Genomic DNA, 18,765 nt, shown 5'->3' on the forward strand with positions numbered 1-18,765 from the left:
ATATTACATTTATTCGAAAACTTCGATTTCGTTATAGAAGGTGTCCCGTTCTACAGGTATGCGTCCTGCACCTTTGACCAGCCAGATTAGCTCTTTACGGGTCAATCCGGCAGGGGTTAACGCACCTGCGGCATGGCTGATCTGCTCACGCACAATCGTGCCATGGACGTCTGATGCGCCAAAGGTGAGAGCGACCTGCGTCAATTGCGGGCCAATATTAATGAAGTAAGCTTTGACATGGTCGATATTGTCCAGCATCAGGCGGCTGATCGCAATGGTTTTGAGATCCTCGTAAGCGGAGTTACGACGCATGATGTTGGCGTTTTTGCTTTTCGGCTGCATGGACAGTGGAATAAATACCATAAATCCGTTCGTTTCGTCCTGCAATTCGCGAATTTGCAGCATATGTTCAATACGATCCTGATACGATTCGACCGAACCGTACAGCATAGTCGTATGAGTTTTCATGCCGAGATTGTGGGCCGTGCGATGTACTTCGAGATAGCGGTCCACGTTGGCTTTCGTAACACGCATCTTCTTCCGATATTCGTCGGACAAGATTTCCGCGCCACCACCAGTCAGGGATTGAAGTCCAGCCTTTTGCAGCTCCTGAAGCACTTCTTTAATACTCAAGCCGCTTATGCGTGTGAAAAAGTCAATTTCCGCTGCAGTGTAAGCTTTCAGTGTAACGTGGGGATACTTTTCATTCAGCGCCTTCAATGAGTCTACATAGTATTGGAAAGGCACATGATTATTATGACCACCGACGATATGAAATTCTCTTACCCCCGGATGGATGTGTTGCTCTACATAATCAATCATTTCCTGCCCGGACAACGTATAAGAGCCGTCCTCCCCCTGATCCTTGCGGAAATTGCAGAACGCGCAGCGCGCTTCGCATACATTGGTGAAGTACAGGCTCATGTTTTCGATAAAATAAACCTTTTTTCCGTTCTTGCGTAAATTAGCTTCGTTAGCCAACTGACCCAGTGTGAGGATATCGTCAGTTTCATACAAATATATACCGTCTTCAAGGTTTAAACGAATACCGTTCTGTACCTTTTCTACAATTTCCGCCATTCTGCGGTCTGTAAAAGGTGTAACTAATGTGGACATGCCTATTCCTCCTTCAAGTTGCTCTGTGCGAGGCTGTCCGCTAAATCAGCGGCACAAGCGCTAGGTGCGCACAGGATGTCCCGTTCCGTCGGTAAGAATCCGGCAGCGCGGATATACGATATGTGAAAAATGTTACAATGCCAGGCTACAATGATGAATGTCTCAAAATATCGCCTTTGAAATGACAAATTTCCGACAGTTTCTTTTACACACTCTTCACCTATTATAAACCTCACACCACCGGTGTTCAATACAAACGAATAGAAAAACAGGTCTTTAAGCCTGTAAGGGAAGGACATTCCATGACTTGAGCACCTGCTAATAGTGGAGTATACTGAAGGAGAACATGAAGTAAAAGAGGAGGATGGAGCTATGATTAACATCACCGATTCCGCTGCTGAGCGTTTGAAAGATATGCTGGAGCAGCAGGAAACGCCGAATATGTTTTTACGTCTGGGTGTTACGCCGGGTGGTTGCACTGGATTCTCGTATGCAATGGGCTTTGACGACAACGAGACGGATCAGGATATATATATGAACGTACAGGATATGAAGATTGTAGTGGAAAAGGAAAGCATCCGCTACCTGGACGGTCTGGAAATCGACTTTGAAGAGTCTGGAATGTCAGGCGGCTTCACGATTCATAACCCAAATGCTGTAGCTACATGCGGCTGTGGTTCAAGCTTCCGTACAGCTACGGATGCCGGGAAACCGAACGAAGAGCCTTGTTAATTCAGGTTTTTCGAGTGGTGGTATGAAAATAAATCTGAACGATAATTAATACAAAAAATTGCAGATTATGTGTGGTTATTGAGTGTGCTTGAGCGCGTACAATCTTGCATGATGAACGCTAACAATTACGAAATGTAAATATTTATTTTAGGTTTGTGAGTTAAGACCTCCAGCGGTATAGTCCCGTACTATATCGTTATGGAGGTTTTTTGTGTTTTCGTTTCTGCCAGTGGGTAGAAACAGGGGAACTAGGGCCACTTTTGTTAAATAGTCTGTCTTACACTCTATGATTTTATCTTTGCTTTATTTATAATTTGCGGTTAATTTGCGGTGATTTTTAAGAAAGATAATGGTAAAATATAATCAAATAGATGAATGAATGGTTAATGATTATTCTGATGTAAAATGATGTAATAAATAGTTATTTAGTTCAGTGCATTGTGGAAGTAGGTCAATCTAGTACTTAATACTAAATGATAGAAGGGGTACACATGAAAATTTCTTCTTACAACGAGTACTTGAAACTAGATGAGGAAGGAGAAGGGAAATACTTAATATATAATAGCCTGACTAACGGGTTAGGAGAAATAAAGAAGGACTTATACGATGCCCTCGTTAATGAAGATTTTTCCTATCTAACGAATTGTGAAGAGTTAGAACATTTAATACAAGGACGATTTTTATATCTGAATCCCGTTAATGAATTAGAGATAATGGAGAAGTCATTCACTACAACTAGATATCAAAAAAGCACATTACATCTTACAATTTTACCTACGTTTAATTGTAATTTCAGATGCTCTTATTGCTATGAAAATTTGACTGAGAAAACAGGTAATCATTCTTTCACTGATCAAGTTCAGCAAGATATTTTGAAATATATAGAAAGTGCAATGGAAGCTACAGATTTGAAACATATTACTGTCAATTGGACAGGCGGAGAACCATTACTTGAATTTAAAAAGGTTACTCGGCTCATGGATCAAATGAATACTATGGCAGCGCTGAAACATATTGAAATAGCGCACTACATGGTTAGCAACGGATATTTATTAACTAAAAGTCGTGCCGTTATTTTAAGAGATTTGGGTTTGAAAAGTATTCAAATTACGATCGATGGTAATAAGGTGAATCATGATAAAAGAAGGGTTTTGGCGAACCAACAAGGGACATTTGATCAAATAATAAATAATATTAGAGATTCATGTGATTTTATTCACATTAATATACGCTCAAATGTAGATTTGAACAACGTAGCTTCAATGGAAGATTATATGGATTATTTAGGGCAGCAAGACTTTAGGGGAAAAGTGAATATTTATTTTTCTGCCACCACTGATTATGTGGCAGGAGGTTGTTCAAGTAGTAATAGCTGCTTTGCCAATCAAGAATTCTCTGGAGTTATTCTGAGCTTGTATGAGAAAGCATTGGAAAAAGGGCTTAATATTTCTTATTACCCTCAATATGTACCTGTTGTTTGTGCTGCTATTGCAGATAATTCAATTGTAGTGCAGCCAGATGGCTGGATTCAAAAATGCTGGAATACGGTAGGAAACTCAAATTATGCGATAGGTCATATTAGTAATGGTATAAATTCTAATGAGCGTACGGAGAAGTGGCTTAATTATTCCCCATATAAAATTGAAAAATGCCGAAGTTGCTCAGTACTGCCGTTATGTGGCGGAGGTTGTGCCCAGCAAGCGTTTGAAAGTATCGACAAACAGCCTGTTTGTTGTGAGTACAAGTACAATTTAGGTGAAATGCTTAAATTTAATTATCACCGACTTGAAGTATAAGTATTAACTTTCTATTATTTCGCTCTTTTGTAGTTTTGAAAGGAGGTGAGAAATATGCGTTGGATTGTAGAGCCAAAAGCAGCCCAAAGTTCTGTTGAACCTGCCAGTACTTGTTGGTATTATCATGGTTGCATTATTTTCTCCTGGTAATCTTCTTTATTATGAAACCGCCTGTTTATCTTTAGTAGACAGGCGGTTATTTAGCTACTTTGTCGAGGAATTATATTAGTAAGTATAAAATACGCAGGAGGTTAGTCAAATGTACAGCATTTTACTTATTGATGATCATCCTGAATCAGGAGAGGTTACCAAGTCGTGGATTGAACAAGATCAATATATACATGTCACACTTATCAGAACTATTTTGGAAGCAAAAGAGAACTTAACTAAATATAATTTTAATCTATGTATCTATCATTTGAATAAAATGCTTCCTGTAGATTTGGAATGTATCCATCTAATTCAGGATATACCCATACTATTTATTGGACAGGTTCATACATATACAATGATGGATAAACTCTTAAACCTGGGCGTTATAGCATTTATTGAAAATAATCCTTCGCACGATCAACTAATTTGGACTATAAGAAACGTGTTAAACGGTATTTCCGTTTTACCCGTAGCCTTATTAAAACAACTTCATCACCGTGAAGGAGTAATGGATTATGTAGTGCTCAACAACAAGGAACGGTCTATTTTGGAATGCATCGCAGAGGGGAAAAGCAATAAGGAACTCGCTGTCATCTTCTGTGTTAGTCAAAGGACTGTGGAATATTATTTAACTAATATTTTTAATAAATTTGAGGTGCATTCGAGATTAGAAGCTGTAGTTGCTGCTAAAAATAGAGGGATGATTAATGTGTGAAAATTATAAATTAAAATATACAAGAAAAATCTCGCAGTCAATGATCAGCAAAAATATATTCTAATGGGGGTTAGTGATGAAGCTTTTTTTGTTTAAGTATAGATTTAAGTTAATATTACTTATCATTTGCATCACTTTATCAAGTCTCATGAATATGTATATGGCTTTTATCTTTAAGAAATTGGTAGACACTGTTACAACCGGAAGTGAACAAGAATTTGTTAAATCAGCTTTTTTGGCTGTATTTTTAATCATTCTGGGTGCAATACTTCGATTACTAACGAATTTATCTCATGCTTCTTATATGAGGAAGACCATGCTTAATCTAAAAGAAATTGTATTTGAGCATATTTTAAATAAAAGTCTAACACAATTTTCTTCAAATCATAGCGCCAAGTATATTTCTATTTTTAGTAATGATATAAAGATGATTGAAGATGATTATTTTAAAAATATATTCTCGTTAATTGGGACATTTATATCTTTTTCAGCATCTTTGTTAGCGATGTTTTTACTCAGTCCTACAATTGTCATAGCCCTTGTCTTATTAACACTGTCATCTATGTTTATCCCTCGAATGTTTGAAAAGAAACTTGTAAATTGTAAGAGAAAAGTAGTTGAAGCTTTAGAAAAATTTATGATTCATACGAATGATATGTATTCAGGATTTGCAGTTATTAAAAGCTTTGGCATTGAGGGGCATGTACAAGGACAATTTGATGGTATTAATCAGGAGACGGAAAATCAAAAATATAGATTTCAGAAATTGAGTGCTTGGGTTACCTCTATTAGTGAAGTATTTGGTGGATTTATGTTTATTTCAGTATTTATTATTGGGAGTTTCCTTACTTTACGGCAGCTTATCACGTTGGGAACTATGATTGCTTGTGTTCAACTAACTAATAGCATCGTTAATCCGATACAAATGAGTATTCAATATATAACTCAAATCAAGTCGTTACGTGATATCTCGGCAAAGATTACACAACTTTTACATACAGAGCAACAGGACAAGATTTACATTCGCAAACCGACTATCCAGGATAAAGTATCGTTAAAAGAAGTGTCTTTTGGTTATAAAGATGACTGCTATAATGTACATGGATTAAATATGGATTTGGAGTTAGGGAAGAAGTATGCCTTAGTCGGGCCGAGCGGGTCAGGAAAATCAACGGTATTACGGCTTTTAATGAAGCAATATGAGAACTACAAAGGCAGGATCAGTATTGATGAAGTAGATTTAAAGGAAATCAATATGGAGGATTGGTGCAGACTGGAGTCTGTCCTGCATCAGGATGTTTTTTTATTTGATAGTAGCATTAAGGAAAATATTGTATTACACCAGATGTTTTCTGATAAGGAAATTGAAGATGCTATTCAAAAATCTGGTCTGAGTATGCTAATTAATAAGCTACCCAATGGAATGGAGACACAGGTTGGAGAGAAAGGAAGTTTTTTGTCTGGAGGTGAAAAGCAAAGAATAGCCATAGCAAGGACGTTAATACGTCGCACTCCCCTATTGTTAATGGATGAGCCGACTTCGTCACTTGATCAGGAAACAGCAAATGCTGTTGAAGAAACAGTTCTGAATTTAGACAATACTACATGCGTGATGGTTACTCATCGGTTATCAAAACCAGTATTAGAGCGCTATGATATGATATTTGTATTCGCTGATGGAGCAATTATAGAGAAAGGGACATTTTGTGAATTAATAGAGCTTCAGGGTTGCTTCTATCATATGTATGGATTGGCAGAGGAGTCGACAATGACACAACATAAAGACAGCCCAATCTCTTACGTGGTAAATTAATTAGTTTTTAAATTGACTCACTAAATGGGTGCTTGCCAATTAAAGGCGGGCACCTTTTAGTGTTTTTTTATGGCTGTACATTTAATCAGCATTTGTTATTGCATAACTTCTTATAGTGATAATTTATCTTCTCTATAATTTTAGTATGCGCTTTTAATGCAGAAGGATAGGGATAATGGAATTGAGCTTAACCTCGTGAAAAATAAAGGATGATATATTTCTATTGAAAACCAACAACCTGTAGCTACTTTATGCTTCTTTTGAGAAAGAATCTGTTAATATGGTTGCTGTGTACAGCTGTATTCAGTGACGCTATTTATCAATCATTTCATTTTTCCATCAACATGATTTGTAACCTTTCCCCACTAAGCCAGCACTTAAGATTAAGAACACGAAAGAAAAGAGGCTAGGAACGTATGAGGGAGTGGGTTGAAAAGGCGCGGCTAGGGGATGCGGAAGCGTTCGGTCAGCTGATGCTGCATTTTCGCGGGATGGCCTATGCGGTGTCCTATGACATGCTGAAGGATGTTCATCTCGCGGAAGATGCCGTGCAGGATGCGTTCATAGAGGCTTATCAGAATCTGGAGAAGCTACAGAACCCGTCCGCTTTTCCAGGCTGGTTCAAGACCATTGTGGTAAGACAGTGCCAGAGGATGCTGCGGCGCAAGCATCATTCGATGCTTCCTCTGGAAGAGGCTGTGCAGGTTTCCGGAGGAGTACCGGGTGTAGCAGAAATTGCGGAGCGTAGGGAGGAGAGTCAAGTTCTGCAACAATCGGTGAAGGCACTGTCTGCCAAGCTGCGCGTTCCTCTGCGATTGTTTTATTTTTACGGCTACTCTCTGCAGGAAATTTCCGATTATCTGGGCACTCCGGTCCCGACGCTTAAGAAGCGGCTGCACGATGCCCGCCGAAAGTTGAAAGGTACACTCCCGGTAGCCGACCTCGTTTCCGTGTTCAATCATTTGTATGAGGGAGGGCAAAACATGCTACATATTGTTAACGGTGATGTTGTAGGTGACATGTTGAAGCAGGGTGTTGTACAAGGTGACGTGCTTGTATGGAGAGAGGTATATCCGGCAGGACCGATATTTACAAATCCAGCGGGGGCTGAAGAACGGGTACTGCGGGCCCAGGTCCTGGAAGAAACGATGGGTATTCCGGCCAGCAAATATATTACGAGCTGTGAGGAACAAGAGCAGAAACTTCGAGAGTTTATTAAGTATGATGAAGTCGTATTGTGGTTTGAGCATGACCTGTTTGATCAGAGCATGCTCGCCTATCTGCTCCACTGGTTCAAAAGACAGAAACTGGGCCGCACGAAGCTGAGCCTGCTCTGTATTGGGGAGTTTCCGGGAATCGAACGGTTTCATGGTCTGGGACAGCTCACTCCGGCACAGCTTCAAACATTATCCGGGACCTGGCGGACTATTGGGCGGCAAGAAATGGAGCTTGGAAGCGAGCTTTGGCAGGCGTATGCTTCTCCTGATCCTGTTCAAATGGCTAATCTGCTGGAAGACAAGAAGGCAGAACTGGCAGCATCCGGCCTGCCTTTTGCCTATGAAGCCTTCACAGCGCATCTCAAGCGGCTGCCCTCGCAGCAGAATGGTCTTGGCATTGTGGAACAGACCACGCTTCAGGCCGTTCATAATGGAGTGAATACGCCATTGGAATTGTTTCGTCAGGTAACTGACGTCCTGCATGTGCTTGGGATGGGTGATCTCGAATACTGGAAATTTATTCGTGCTTTGGCGCAAGGCGAACATCCTTTGCTGATCATTGACGGGGATGAGGCCAGCTTGGATTTCAGACAAATTCCGGATTTTCTGAACCGAAAGGTAATTCTGACAGAGTTGGGTAATGAGGTACTGAATGGATCAGCGGACCGCATTGCAGTTCAAGGGATCGACGAGTGGTTTGGGGGGCTGCATCTCCATGGACATGAGGTTTCTTGGCGATGGGATGATTTGGCTGGTGGATTGGTCCGACATTGAAGAAAGTATAGAAGCAGTTTGTTTAAAGTGCGAAAGAGTTTTCCGTTTATGGAAAACTCTTTTTTATTTTTTAGTAGACCATATTAAGACAAGAAAACCAGCTAATGTTTGTCAAGGAGTCCCTCGTCTATTTCTCTGTAGCTTATAGCAATAGATGCAGCACTTTCAACTAGGACACAAATTGTAATTGATTTTTTAGTGAGTTCTTCCCCGGTGTTAGCTATCATCAGTATATTTTCCTAATGCTAGGAACCGACATGGGCAGATGCGCATATACTTTCTAAAAACTAACATCGGGAGGAGATAAACTTGTATCAAGTACCTTCTTACTGGGGAAATTCATACTATATGCGGGCCAATTTTGTACCTATCTGGAACACAGGATTTCCGAAAGCAGTACAAATGATAAAGGAAGCGGTACAAGGGGAGCGTAACGATGAGTTGTTCTACGATGAATTGATCAATTTGGCTCCCTCACAAGAGCAGGTGGCTATTATTGAAAGCATCCGTAACGATGAGCGCGGCCACAATAAAATGTTCAGAGAGATGTATCGGGCTTTGACAGGACAAGAAATTGCAGGCATCAGTAGTGAGCAATATGAGAGGGTGCAATCTTATACAGAAGGTTTACAGCGCGCCTTGATGGGAGAGTTGGGTGCGGTGGAACGATACCGCAACATCTGGTTTGGATTGCCTGCTGGCATCTATAAGGACACGGTGTACGGTATCATATTGGATGAGCTTAAGCACGCTGCCAAATACAATTATCTGATTACGTTGAATCTCAGGTAACTATTGATCGAAAGTCAATACTACTCCACATCAATTGGATGCTGGATTTTATCCTTATATTCATCCACATAGAGTTGGCCGTTGCTGCCTTTAACGGCATAGAATACGTCCTCTAACTTTTTGTCGCGTGCCTTCAGTTGAGACAGCAGCCATGATTCGGGAATATGATTGGAGTTTAAATTGCCATGTAAAAGCTGTCCGTCGATTACAAGCTCAATTGGGAACTGTGTGGCATTACCTGCATTCAACTGCAGGTCTTTTAATGTCACGGCTTGCAGTTCCTTTTTCTTTTGAACAGATAGTTTTCCGTTAATCTCAAGGAGGGCGTACTCCACTTCTTCTATATTAAAAATTTCTTTCTGGCGAAGCTGTTGATTTAAAGAATCTAATGTCATATTATTTTTTTTTAAGTTATCTTCGAGAATGAACCCTCCTTCTATGAGCACGGTGGGTGCTCCCTCTGTCCACATCTTAAAGTTTCTGAATTTCAAAAAAAACTTGGATAAAACATAAGAAGTAATTGTAAAAACAGACAGGGCTATTAATAGGTGGACAACTTCTATTTTTTCGTTAAAGGCAAAGTTGGCTGCTATAGCCCCTAATATGACCGCCGTCACGAATTCGTGAAAGTTCATATTGGAGAGGGTTTGCTTCCCCAATATTCTACCAATTAGCATGAGTATAACGAATGCAGAGAAACTTCTGATCAAAATAACGAGATGGTCCATGCAAAACCCTCCTAGTTTAAAAATTGCAGGTATTCAGTATAGGTTACCCGCTGCACTAGAATAATATACCAGTGGAATTAATGCATTATATGTGATGTATAAGCTTGTTGGCGCAGGCGATCCGAGCTACCTTGTAAGGCTTGCCTTCTTTCTTTTTCTTTTCTTAATAGACCTTTAATTTTTGATTTGCTCTTTGTCGTAGTCCAGCATAGGCAACCAATTATTTCGGCCCCACGAATTGTTTCCGTCTTTCCCTAAAACCACCTGAAATGGGTTAGAAATTTAGCTATTTGGTCGAATGATTTGATTTCTCTGCATATGAATAGACCTCCTTATGATCATGATCCAATGCTTCTACTGCTTCGAATCCGTAAATAGCTCCTGCGCGGTCCGCACAAATAACTGTACAGCAAGTGAAGCATTGTGCAGAGATGGTACAGCGATACCGATTTGCCGTGTGATCAGAGGTGAAGTCTCCTTGACGGTCAGATTATGAGGGAACGTGGACAAGGCAAGTGAAGAAACAATACCCATACCTAGTCCCTGTCGAACCATGCTGACCAAGGTGCTGATATTATGAGTAATGAACTGTGCCTGCAACTGACTTTGCTCGCGTTCAAAACCTTCCATAATGGCGACCTCATGTCCACCTTTACAAAAGATCATATCCTGCTCATTCAAGTCTCGAATGGCGATTTTGTTGTGCGATTGTAGAGGGTGACCGTCTGGCAGGAGAATAACCATGTCATCCTGACATAAAGGGATGACATCTACCTGAGGGTCTGGTAGCAGGATGATACCCGCTTCGATTTCTCTGGTATGAACCCACTCCTTGACTTCATTCGTGGAGCCTTCATGTAGGTCGAAAACAAGGTTCGGATAATGCTGACGAATATGATGAATAATCGGGGGCAGAAAATAGGCTGAGGCAGAAGGAAAGGCACCGATCGTGATCGTGCCCACGTCTAGACCTTTTTCAGCAGCCACCTGCTGCTGTACCTTTTCCATGCTTTGCAGCATCATACGGAATTGCAGCAGTACCTTGTGCCCGATGTCTGTCAGCAGCACTCCTTTTTTTCGGTCGCGCAGCAATAGCTGAACATCCAGCTCGTTTTCGATGCTGGCGATGGCATGGCTGACCGCGGGCTGCGTCATATGCAGCTCATGAGCAGTTTGGGTGAAGCTTAGCGTTTCAGCTACGCGAACGAAGATCATAATTTGAGTAATGGTCATAAGTGAAAAGTTATCTCCCTTATTGAAAACATTCATTTTATTTATTAGTGATCACAGTATACGCTAGTAAAGCAAAACTTTGCAAACGGCTATTCAGATTTTAGTCGGTAGCAATGAGCGATGAAAATCTAAGGGAGAGAAGACATCTATGAAAAAATTAACACCTAAAGCTACACTGTGGCTTGTCTTGATATTAGTGATGGTATGGGGGATCAACTGGCCGTTGACCAAGCTGGCTTTGCCAGATACGCCGCCGATATTTTTTTCAGGAATCCGCACCCTGTTGGGTGGTGTGATTCTACTGTTGTTCGCTATGCGTCGCCGGGAAACCTTGCGCCTTAGACAGAATGGGTGGACTTATCTTGTGCTGGCCATATTTAATATTGCAGGCTACTATGGCTTGCAGACGGTAGGGCTGCGTTATTTGCCTGCTGGGTTATTTTCCACTTTAGTATTCCTTCAGCCGATCCTGTTGGGATTATTCTCCTGGATGTGGTTGGGGGAGCGCATGTTTCCCCTGAAGGTCATTGGACTGGTACTGGGTTTTGGCGGGGTGATCGTGATTAGCTCTGGTGGAATGGCAGGGCATTTATCGGTACTGGGCATTGCGTTGGGGCTAGCTTCAGGACTGTGCTGGGCGCTCGGAACGATTTATATGAAGAAAAAAAGCCAGCAGTTGGATTCCATTTGGGCGGTGACGATGCAGCTCATTTTTGGGGGGATCATACTCAATGGGATTGGATTTACGACCGAGAAATGGAGCGATATTCACTGGACGACCTCTTTTATCGCGATTTTATTGTTTATTTCGATATTTGTAATTGCAATGGGCTGGATGATTTATTTTAAACTGATCGACAACGGAGATGCGGGAACCGTCGGCTCATATACATTTATGATTCCGGTGCTGTCCACGGTCTTTAGTATGGTAATGCTCAATGAATCACTTACTTTGACGTTTGTTGTGGGGCTGGTGCTGATTGCAGGCAGTGTGTATCTGGTAAATATTAAAGAAAGAATAGAGTTATCCACCAAGGATCAGAACGGTGATACATTTGAGGATTAACGGGGGTGATGGATCAAGAAGAACTTCAATATCTTCTTTCATGCACGCATATTGGTAGTACCAATATAGCGTGCTTTTTTTAACTATGATTTTCAAAGAACTCATTTGCTATGCTATTCAAGATCATCGAAAAAATTTAAATTTATGGTAGAGGTTTGTCGTGCTAAAATTAGCTAACAAGATGGTTGTTCCAAAAACATTAGACTAACAAAATGAAGTTAAATGTTTTTGTTTTTTTCTATTTTTCGTCCTTGTGTAAAAAAAACAATGAATATAATTTTTTCAGAGCAAAAAAGGAGGTAATGGAAGAACCTTGGTACTCAATATCACTGATTTGTTATGTTTATAGGATATTTGTTTTTTATAATTATTGTATTTTACGTATTTTTGTTATGCTAACAATTGACATTTAGTATAACGTAAACTAGAATGAGTAAGAATTCATTTCCCAATCACATAATTAGTTTGGAATAATTGAAAGCGTTTACCTAATATTAGGATAGAGCTCTTTTTGGTTCTTTTTTCTTTTCCGAATTATGGCCGGAAGGGAGAGATCGTAGTACGTGCCTAAGGGATGGAAATTTGAATATATAAGCTAAGGGAGAGGGGTAAGTCGAGATGCAGTTAAATAGAAATGTTGGAAACTTCGAGCAAACGGTGAATTGTAACGCTGGTTACCTGGAGGTTACAAAATGAAGAAGTTATTGTCGTGTTTGATCTCGTTGAGTATGCTTGTTTATATATTGCCGACCATGATTGTAAGCGCTAACAATGATGGAGTTACTAATCTAGCGCTTAATTCAACACCGTCTGCCCAATCGGATATTATTTCAGATGCTGTTTACAAAATTACTGCACAGCATAGCGGAAAAAGCCTGGAAGTTGAAGGGGGATCAAAGGATGACGGAGCGAATGTTCAACAATGGACCGATAACGGAAAGGAGCAACAGAAGTGGAGAGTGGTTGACGTTGGTGGTGGATATTATAAGCTGATCTCGCAATCTAGTGGCAAAGCATTGGATGTAGCCGGTGGTAATACCCATGACGGAGCGAACGTTCAACAATGGACAGACAACGGGAACGCTCAGCAAAAATGGAAAATCATTGACGTTGGTGGTGGATATTATAAGCTGATCTCGCAATCTAGTGGTAAAGCATTGGATGTTGTCGGTGGTTATACCCATGACGGTGCAAACGTTCAACAATGGGCCGACAACGGTAGCGCTCAGCAAAGGTGGAGATTCACACAGATTGATACGACAACAGATACGACACCTCCAACCGCCCCAACAAACCTCCAAAGCTCATCCAAGACGAGCACATCTGTCACTCTTACATGGACGACCTCAATAGACAATGTAGGTGTAACTGGCTACGTTATTTATAACGGAACAGATCTGGTAGGCACGAGCACCACAACAAGTTATACAGTGACGGGTCTCACTGCGAACACATCCTACAACTTCACTGTAAAAGCGAAAGATGCAGCAGGCAATATTTCGGAACCAAGTAATGTCTTAAAAGTAACAACAAGTTCCGACTCCTCTCAAAATACAGGATTTTATGTTAAAGGTACGACGCTTTATGATGGCAACGGAAATCCCTTTGTCATGAGAGGAGTTAATCACGCTTACACTTGGTACAAAGGTCAAGAGTCGGTTGCGATACCTGCAATTGCCAAAACCGGAGCGAACACGATTAGAATCGTGCTGTCTGACGGTCAACAATGGACGAAAGATGATTTGTCAGCGTTGCAAAACCTGATCACTTTATCAGAACAAAACAAATTGGTTGTTATCCTTGAAGTACATGATGGTACGGGAAATGATAATGCTGCTGTGTTGAATAAAATCGCAGATTACTGGATTGAAATGAAAAGTGCACTGATTGGAAAAGAAAATACAGTCATTCTCAACATCGCGAATGAATGGTTTGGTACTTGGGATGGGAACGGCTGGGCACAGGGGTACAAATCAGTTATTCCAAAGCTAAGAAATGCTGGCATCAAAAATACCATTATGGTTGACGCCGCTGGGTGGGGGCAATATCCGAAGTCGATTTTTGACTACGGAACGCAAGTGTTTGATGCCGATCCGCTTAAAAATACGATGTTCTCCATTCATATGTACGAATACGCTGGGGGAAATGCCGAAACAGTAAAAAGCAATATTGACAATGTATTAAACAAAAATCTAGCTCTCATCATTGGAGAATTCGGAATCAAGCATACAAATGGTGATGTTGACGAGGCCACCATTATGAGTTATGCCCAACAAAAAGGTGTAGGTTATCTTGGATGGTCTTGGAAAGGAAATGGATCAGGTCTAGAATATTTGGATATGTCAAACGACTGGGCAGGATCGAGCTATACTGAACAAGGACATGCCATTATTGAAGGTCCGAATGGCATCAGAGCAACATCCAAGTTAAGCACGATTTATAGCAACGGTAAACAGTAAAAGATTCATATTGTTTTAGTAACGGCCTTTTCTCGAAATTCTAATGGGAAAGGTCGTTTAGTTTGTTCTGGAATCGTAAGCAAAAGCATGTACAAATACATAGGAGCAAGGAATAGGAAAAATATACTAGAATATCAAAGGAGGTCATAGTAAAATATGACTATAAGTCTGTTGAGTTAGTGAAAATGACGGTTCAAAATTATCCGCTTGGTAAGCGGGAAGGTGGCACTTTCAAACTCACCAGTCAGCAAGAGGAGGAACCTATGAAGGATTTTGACGTAACCAAAGCCAAGTATGATCCAAAACAGGAAGAACAGGTGAAAAAGGGATTTTTCAATAAGGTAAAGTCCACGGCTGGAAAAGTTCCCTTTGTGAAGGATGCGGTGGCTATGTACTATTGTGCGATAGATCCTGAAACGCCTCTGTATGCCAAAGGGGTAGCATTCGGAGCCTTAGCGTATTTTATTTCTCCATTAGATGCTATATCAGATGTTATTCCAATGTTGGGTTTTACAGATGATGCGGGGATTGTGCTGGCAGCTTTGAAAGTGTTGGACATGCATATCAAGCCTGTCCATCGGGAGAAGGCGAGCGAATTTTTTTCTTAAGAGATGCAATGAGCGGGGGAGCTAAGGAATGGACAGATATACACCTACAGCGAGGGAACGCTGGCAGATGAAACAGAGTGAGCCACAGCCGCAGGGCTGGGTGCTCGCTCTATTTGGCTGGATTTTTGCAGGTTTGGGGTTCGTATTTAGTTTTTTTGTCGTTGGAGGCTTGTTGGGGATCATAGGTCTTGTTTTCGGAATTTTGACTAAAAAGATGGAACAAAGAGACACGCAGGGGATCTTCATTATCGTAATCAGCTCCGTAGCTATTGGCATCGGCCTATTGATTTTTATGATTTTTTTTGCACAAGGTTTTGTAGAAGGTCTGAGAGAAGGGTATAATGAGCATTATTAGGTCAGGGAGGTAACAGCATTGAGCGTCATTATTTCACAGCAGATCTCGGCAACGGGCGTGAAGGAATATACGAAGGTGATGAAAACATTTGATTCCCAGTTTACACCTTTGGTTGGACAGAAAATTAGGGATACGGCATTTGGCGATATGCAATATTACGATGTCGAGGACGTATTTATTGATCTAGCGGAGAATGAATATTGGGTAATTCTACCTGCCGTTTTGCTGCATTCTGATGATATTGAGGATATACGAGACGCTGTGCGTGAGTATCGTTCACACGGTTGGGAATGTACGAAACCTCTGTAAATGCATACCACTTAGGCATCTATACGGAAACGTCTTTCTTTTGCGAGATAGGCGTTTTTTTGTGTATTTGTGTATAAACTATTTCTAATGATTGGCATGAAAAGAAAGAATTTATGCTGAAAATGCGCAAATTGTATCATTTTTTATCATAAAACGACAAGTTGGGAAATGAAAACGGCCTTAATGTGTTATACTTAGTATATCAAAGGACAAGAGTCTAAAACGACCGGTAAGGCCCTTTCTTTGAAGAGCCTCTGAAAGGTTCAACGTTTATCCAAAATAAATGGTCAAAAGGAAAAGGGGAAATGCTAACGTGAGAGTGAATTTGAAATTTACTAACAAAGGGCAAGTTGCAGTTGAGAAGTTCAACAATGAGGAGCTTATCGAAATCTTTACCCGCTACATTAAAACGTTAAGCAAGAAGTATGATATCTCGGTTACCGTACCGGAGGATCTGAATGAGCAGATCTTGGAAGAGGGTACCGTGAAGGTCGTGTTGGATAAGATTAATTGTGACATGGACGCTTTTTTCAAGGAGCTGAGCCGGGATATCAAGGTGCCGCTGGTCAAAAGATTGGGTACCAAACTGGATAACGTATTTAAGACCGAGGTTGTGGAGCAGGAACAGAACTAAGAATAAGGATCAAGCGAGTCCGAATGAGGATTCGCCATATGAAATGATAAAACCTCCCGAATGGGGCGCCTGGCTAGGCCATGTGCTCGTTCGGGAGGTTTTATATGTTTAAACTACTCTATTCAGCATGAAAACATGCATGGCATGTCTGTCCCTTTTAACGTGTTGTTGTGGAAGTAGGGCGCAGTTGGGCTAAATCAAACGAAGGTACCAGCCCTGCCTGCGCAGCGCGACCAAGCAAAGCTTCGATGGCGGCATATCCGCTGTCGCCCAGATTGGCGGTAAAATCGTTTACGTAAAGGTCGATATGCGATTGGGCGACATCGGGTGAAAGTTCCTGCGCATGAGACAATACATATTCACGCGAAGCTTCAGGATGCTTCCAAGCATATTCGACAGAGGCGCGTATCCAGTTTGTGATCGCATCCAGATCCAGCGTACGGCGGGCAATGATAGCTCCGAGCGGGATCGGCAGCCCTGTATCTTCTTCCCACCAGTTCCCCAGATCGACTTGCTTACTAAGTCCGTAGGACGGATACGTGAACCGTGCTTCATGAATAACCAGTCCGGCATCTATCTCCCCGTCACGGACAGCAGGCATGATTTGGTCGAACGGCATCACGACGATCTCGCCGACACCCCCAGGCACATGCTTGGCTGCCCACAGGCGGAACAGCAGATAGGCAGTGGAACGTTCACTCGGAACGGCTACACGCTTGCCAGACAGGGCTTCCGGGCCTTCGATCGTGGAACCTTCCCTGGTCAGCACGAGCGGCCCACAACCCCGGCCCAGTGCGCCCCCGCAAGGCAACAGGGCATATTCATCTAGCACCCAAGGGAGTGCAGCATACGAAATTTTCATGATATCGAGTCCGTCTGGTGTGATCGCCAGATTGTTGGTGATGTCGATATCGGCAAATGTAATGTCCAGCGCGGGTGCGCCCGGAATCAATCCATGCGCCAGGGCATGGAAGACAAAAGTGTCGTTAGGACAAGGTGAAAAAGCAATTTGCATCTATATAACCTCCGTTAATGTAGAAAATGCGGCTTCCAACGCTTGCAAAGCCTCTTTGATCCGCCAGGCTACACGGTCACGTGGACCGACAGCATTGGAAATCGTACGGATTTCCATCGTCGGCAGTTCCAGCCTATTTGCCGCCACGGCTACGCCGTAGCCTTCCATCGCTTCGGCAGCGGCTCCGGGAACGCGCTTGGCCAGTCGTTCCGCTGTTGCCGCCGTACCGGTGGCCGTGGAGACGGTCAGGATCGGCCCCGCGACAGCTGTCTGTCCAACGGCACGCAACGCCTGAACGAATCGCTGCGCGGTGGCAACATTCACGGCAATTCGGCTTGAGCCGAAACCCAGCTCGTCCACGCTGCTGAAGCCCTCTGCCGTCTCGGCACCCAGGTCGGCGGCAATGATCGCGTCAGCAACAACGACGCTTTCCAGTTCAGCGACCTCCACGAAGCCGCCACCAATTCCGGCGCTGATAACCAGTCGGTAGTCACCAGCCGCCGCCAGTGCTAGCGCGGTTGAAGCCGCTGCGGACGGTGCGCCCACGCCAGCCAGCTCGACCACAAAACGGGTATCGCCTTTCAGGCCCCGCAGTACAGCTTCCCGTTCGCCTTCAACCGCGGTCATAACCAGGATGCGTCCATCTGATGTTGTATGCTCCATCGGTTGATTCCCCTTTAAATTTAGGTAATATGCTCCCTTATCATACTGCTTTTCGAAACGATGTTCAAAAAAAGTCGACAAAAAAAGCGCTCTGAGGCGCTTTTTGGAAAAACTGCAGGATTCAGCAGATATGAAAATCGGTAATTGTAACATAAAACAATTCTAATCTGGAAGAACAGCGCAGGCATAGCATATAATAATTATATCGGCTGATCCTTCGTGATTAACTGAAACATGGTAATATTGCGGTCATAATGGCTTGGGGTTCCATCTTGATTGCGCACCCGAATCATCTCGCTACTGAATAACTCGATATATCCACAGCCAATCTCACAGTATACACCTGTAGGGTCCTCTTGCCAGACCGAAACGAGGTGTTGAGATAGCGCCGCGGTGAAAAATTCGATGTTTTTTTGCAGTACGCGTGGCGTTTTCTTGGGTTCCATAACGTAAATCCTCCCTATATCATGCCATTTGAAAATCAGCAATTGAACGTGGCTTCTAAGTGGTTACTACACATCATAATGAACATAAACAACTGAAAAAGGAACGGTTCGTCAATCTACTCTATGAAACAGACGTAAACA

At 42.2% G+C, this 18,765-nt stretch carries 18 protein-coding genes; 12 read left to right on the plus strand and 6 right to left on the minus strand.

Annotation, left to right across the window (positions count from 1 at the left end; genetic code table 11):
* Window positions 1–9: 9 nt before the first annotated feature.
* The gene (gene mqnE, locus MHB54_RS18430) at window positions 10–1,116 is read right to left on the minus strand and encodes an aminofutalosine synthase MqnE (protein WP_023990177.1); all 1,107 of its coding nucleotides are present in this window, start codon (window positions 1,114–1,116) and stop codon (window positions 10–12) included.
* A gap of 372 nt (window positions 1,117–1,488) precedes the next feature.
* Here mqnE and MHB54_RS18435 point away from each other — a divergent pair, with 372 nt between their 5' ends.
* The 6 genes from MHB54_RS18435 to MHB54_RS18460 all read left to right on the plus strand — a co-directional run bounded on the left by MHB54_RS18435 (window position 1,489) and on the right by MHB54_RS18460 (window position 9,108).
* Complete coding sequence (locus tag MHB54_RS18435; protein WP_013311832.1) at window positions 1,489–1,848, plus strand: HesB/IscA family protein; 360 nt, start codon at window positions 1,489–1,491, stop codon at window positions 1,846–1,848.
* Between the two features lie 491 nt (window positions 1,849–2,339).
* A complete protein-coding gene (locus MHB54_RS18440) occupies window positions 2,340–3,644 on the plus strand; it encodes a radical SAM/SPASM domain-containing protein (protein WP_068941847.1) in 1,305 nt (434 codons plus the stop codon).
* Window positions 3,645–3,903: 259 nt separating this feature from the next.
* Window positions 3,904–4,512: a response regulator transcription factor gene (locus tag MHB54_RS18445; protein ID WP_068941845.1), complete on the plus strand. Its 609-nt coding sequence runs from the start codon at window positions 3,904–3,906 to the stop codon at window positions 4,510–4,512.
* Window positions 4,513–4,588: 76 nt separating this feature from the next.
* The gene (locus tag MHB54_RS18450; RefSeq protein ID WP_068941843.1) at window positions 4,589–6,325 is read left to right on the plus strand and encodes an ABC transporter ATP-binding protein; all 1,737 of its coding nucleotides are present in this window, start codon (window positions 4,589–4,591) and stop codon (window positions 6,323–6,325) included.
* A 416-nt stretch (window positions 6,326–6,741) separates the two neighbouring features.
* A complete protein-coding gene (locus MHB54_RS18455; protein WP_068941842.1) occupies window positions 6,742–8,316 on the plus strand; it encodes a sigma-70 family RNA polymerase sigma factor in 1,575 nt (524 codons plus the stop codon).
* Window positions 8,317–8,664: 348 nt separating this feature from the next.
* Window positions 8,665–9,108 carry a ferritin-like domain-containing protein gene (locus tag MHB54_RS18460; RefSeq protein ID WP_049828413.1) on the plus strand — a complete coding sequence of 148 codons (444 nt, stop codon included), beginning with the start codon at window positions 8,665–8,667 and terminating at the stop codon, window positions 9,106–9,108.
* A gap of 20 nt (window positions 9,109–9,128) precedes the next feature.
* Here MHB54_RS18460 and MHB54_RS18465 read toward each other — a convergent pair whose 3' ends face one another.
* Complete coding sequence (locus tag MHB54_RS18465; RefSeq protein ID WP_071642818.1) at window positions 9,129–9,836, minus strand: DUF421 domain-containing protein; 708 nt, start codon at window positions 9,834–9,836, stop codon at window positions 9,129–9,131.
* A gap of 354 nt (window positions 9,837–10,190) precedes the next feature.
* Entirely contained in the window at window positions 10,191–11,069 is an 879-nt protein-coding gene (locus MHB54_RS18470) for a LysR family transcriptional regulator (protein WP_264454558.1), read from the minus strand.
* A gap of 148 nt (window positions 11,070–11,217) precedes the next feature.
* On the opposite strand from MHB54_RS18470, the gene MHB54_RS18475 reads away from it, so the two are divergent.
* The 6 genes from MHB54_RS18475 to MHB54_RS18500 all read left to right on the plus strand — a co-directional run bounded on the left by MHB54_RS18475 (window position 11,218) and on the right by MHB54_RS18500 (window position 16,500).
* Window positions 11,218–12,135 (plus strand): DMT family transporter, encoded by a 918-nt coding sequence (locus MHB54_RS18475; protein ID WP_103049992.1) that lies wholly within the window; start codon window positions 11,218–11,220, stop codon window positions 12,133–12,135.
* Between the two features lie 692 nt (window positions 12,136–12,827).
* A complete protein-coding gene (locus MHB54_RS18480) occupies window positions 12,828–14,594 on the plus strand; it encodes an RICIN domain-containing protein (RefSeq protein WP_081326421.1) in 1,767 nt (588 codons plus the stop codon).
* Between the two features lie 263 nt (window positions 14,595–14,857).
* A complete protein-coding gene (locus tag MHB54_RS18485; RefSeq protein ID WP_048481562.1) occupies window positions 14,858–15,202 on the plus strand; it encodes a YkvA family protein in 345 nt (114 codons plus the stop codon).
* Window positions 15,203–15,230: 28 nt separating this feature from the next.
* Window positions 15,231–15,557 (plus strand): hypothetical protein, encoded by a 327-nt coding sequence (locus MHB54_RS18490; protein ID WP_023990166.1) that lies wholly within the window; start codon window positions 15,231–15,233, stop codon window positions 15,555–15,557.
* An 18-nt stretch (window positions 15,558–15,575) separates the two neighbouring features.
* Window positions 15,576–15,866, plus strand: a complete 291-nt coding sequence (locus MHB54_RS18495) for a hypothetical protein (RefSeq protein ID WP_013311821.1) — start codon at window positions 15,576–15,578, stop codon at window positions 15,864–15,866.
* A 313-nt stretch (window positions 15,867–16,179) separates the two neighbouring features.
* Window positions 16,180–16,500: a hypothetical protein gene (locus MHB54_RS18500; RefSeq protein WP_023990165.1), complete on the plus strand. Its 321-nt coding sequence runs from the start codon at window positions 16,180–16,182 to the stop codon at window positions 16,498–16,500.
* A gap of 157 nt (window positions 16,501–16,657) precedes the next feature.
* Here MHB54_RS18500 and MHB54_RS18505 read toward each other — a convergent pair whose 3' ends face one another.
* The 3 genes from MHB54_RS18505 to MHB54_RS18515 form a co-directional block, all read right to left on the minus strand.
* Window positions 16,658–17,515, minus strand: coding sequence for a 1,4-dihydroxy-6-naphthoate synthase (locus MHB54_RS18505; protein ID WP_069080302.1), 858 nt, complete (start codon window positions 17,513–17,515; stop codon window positions 16,658–16,660).
* Window positions 17,516–18,178: a futalosine hydrolase gene (locus MHB54_RS18510; protein WP_069080303.1), complete on the minus strand. Its 663-nt coding sequence runs from the start codon at window positions 18,176–18,178 to the stop codon at window positions 17,516–17,518.
* 200 nt (window positions 18,179–18,378) lie between these two features.
* Window positions 18,379–18,624, minus strand: coding sequence for a hypothetical protein (locus MHB54_RS18515; protein ID WP_007431922.1), 246 nt, complete (start codon window positions 18,622–18,624; stop codon window positions 18,379–18,381).
* Window positions 18,625–18,765: the final 141 nt, after the last annotated feature.

Source organism: Paenibacillus sp. FSL M7-0802 (assembly GCF_038004945.1).
GTDB lineage: Bacteria > Bacillota > Bacilli > Paenibacillales > Paenibacillaceae > Paenibacillus > Paenibacillus polymyxa_B.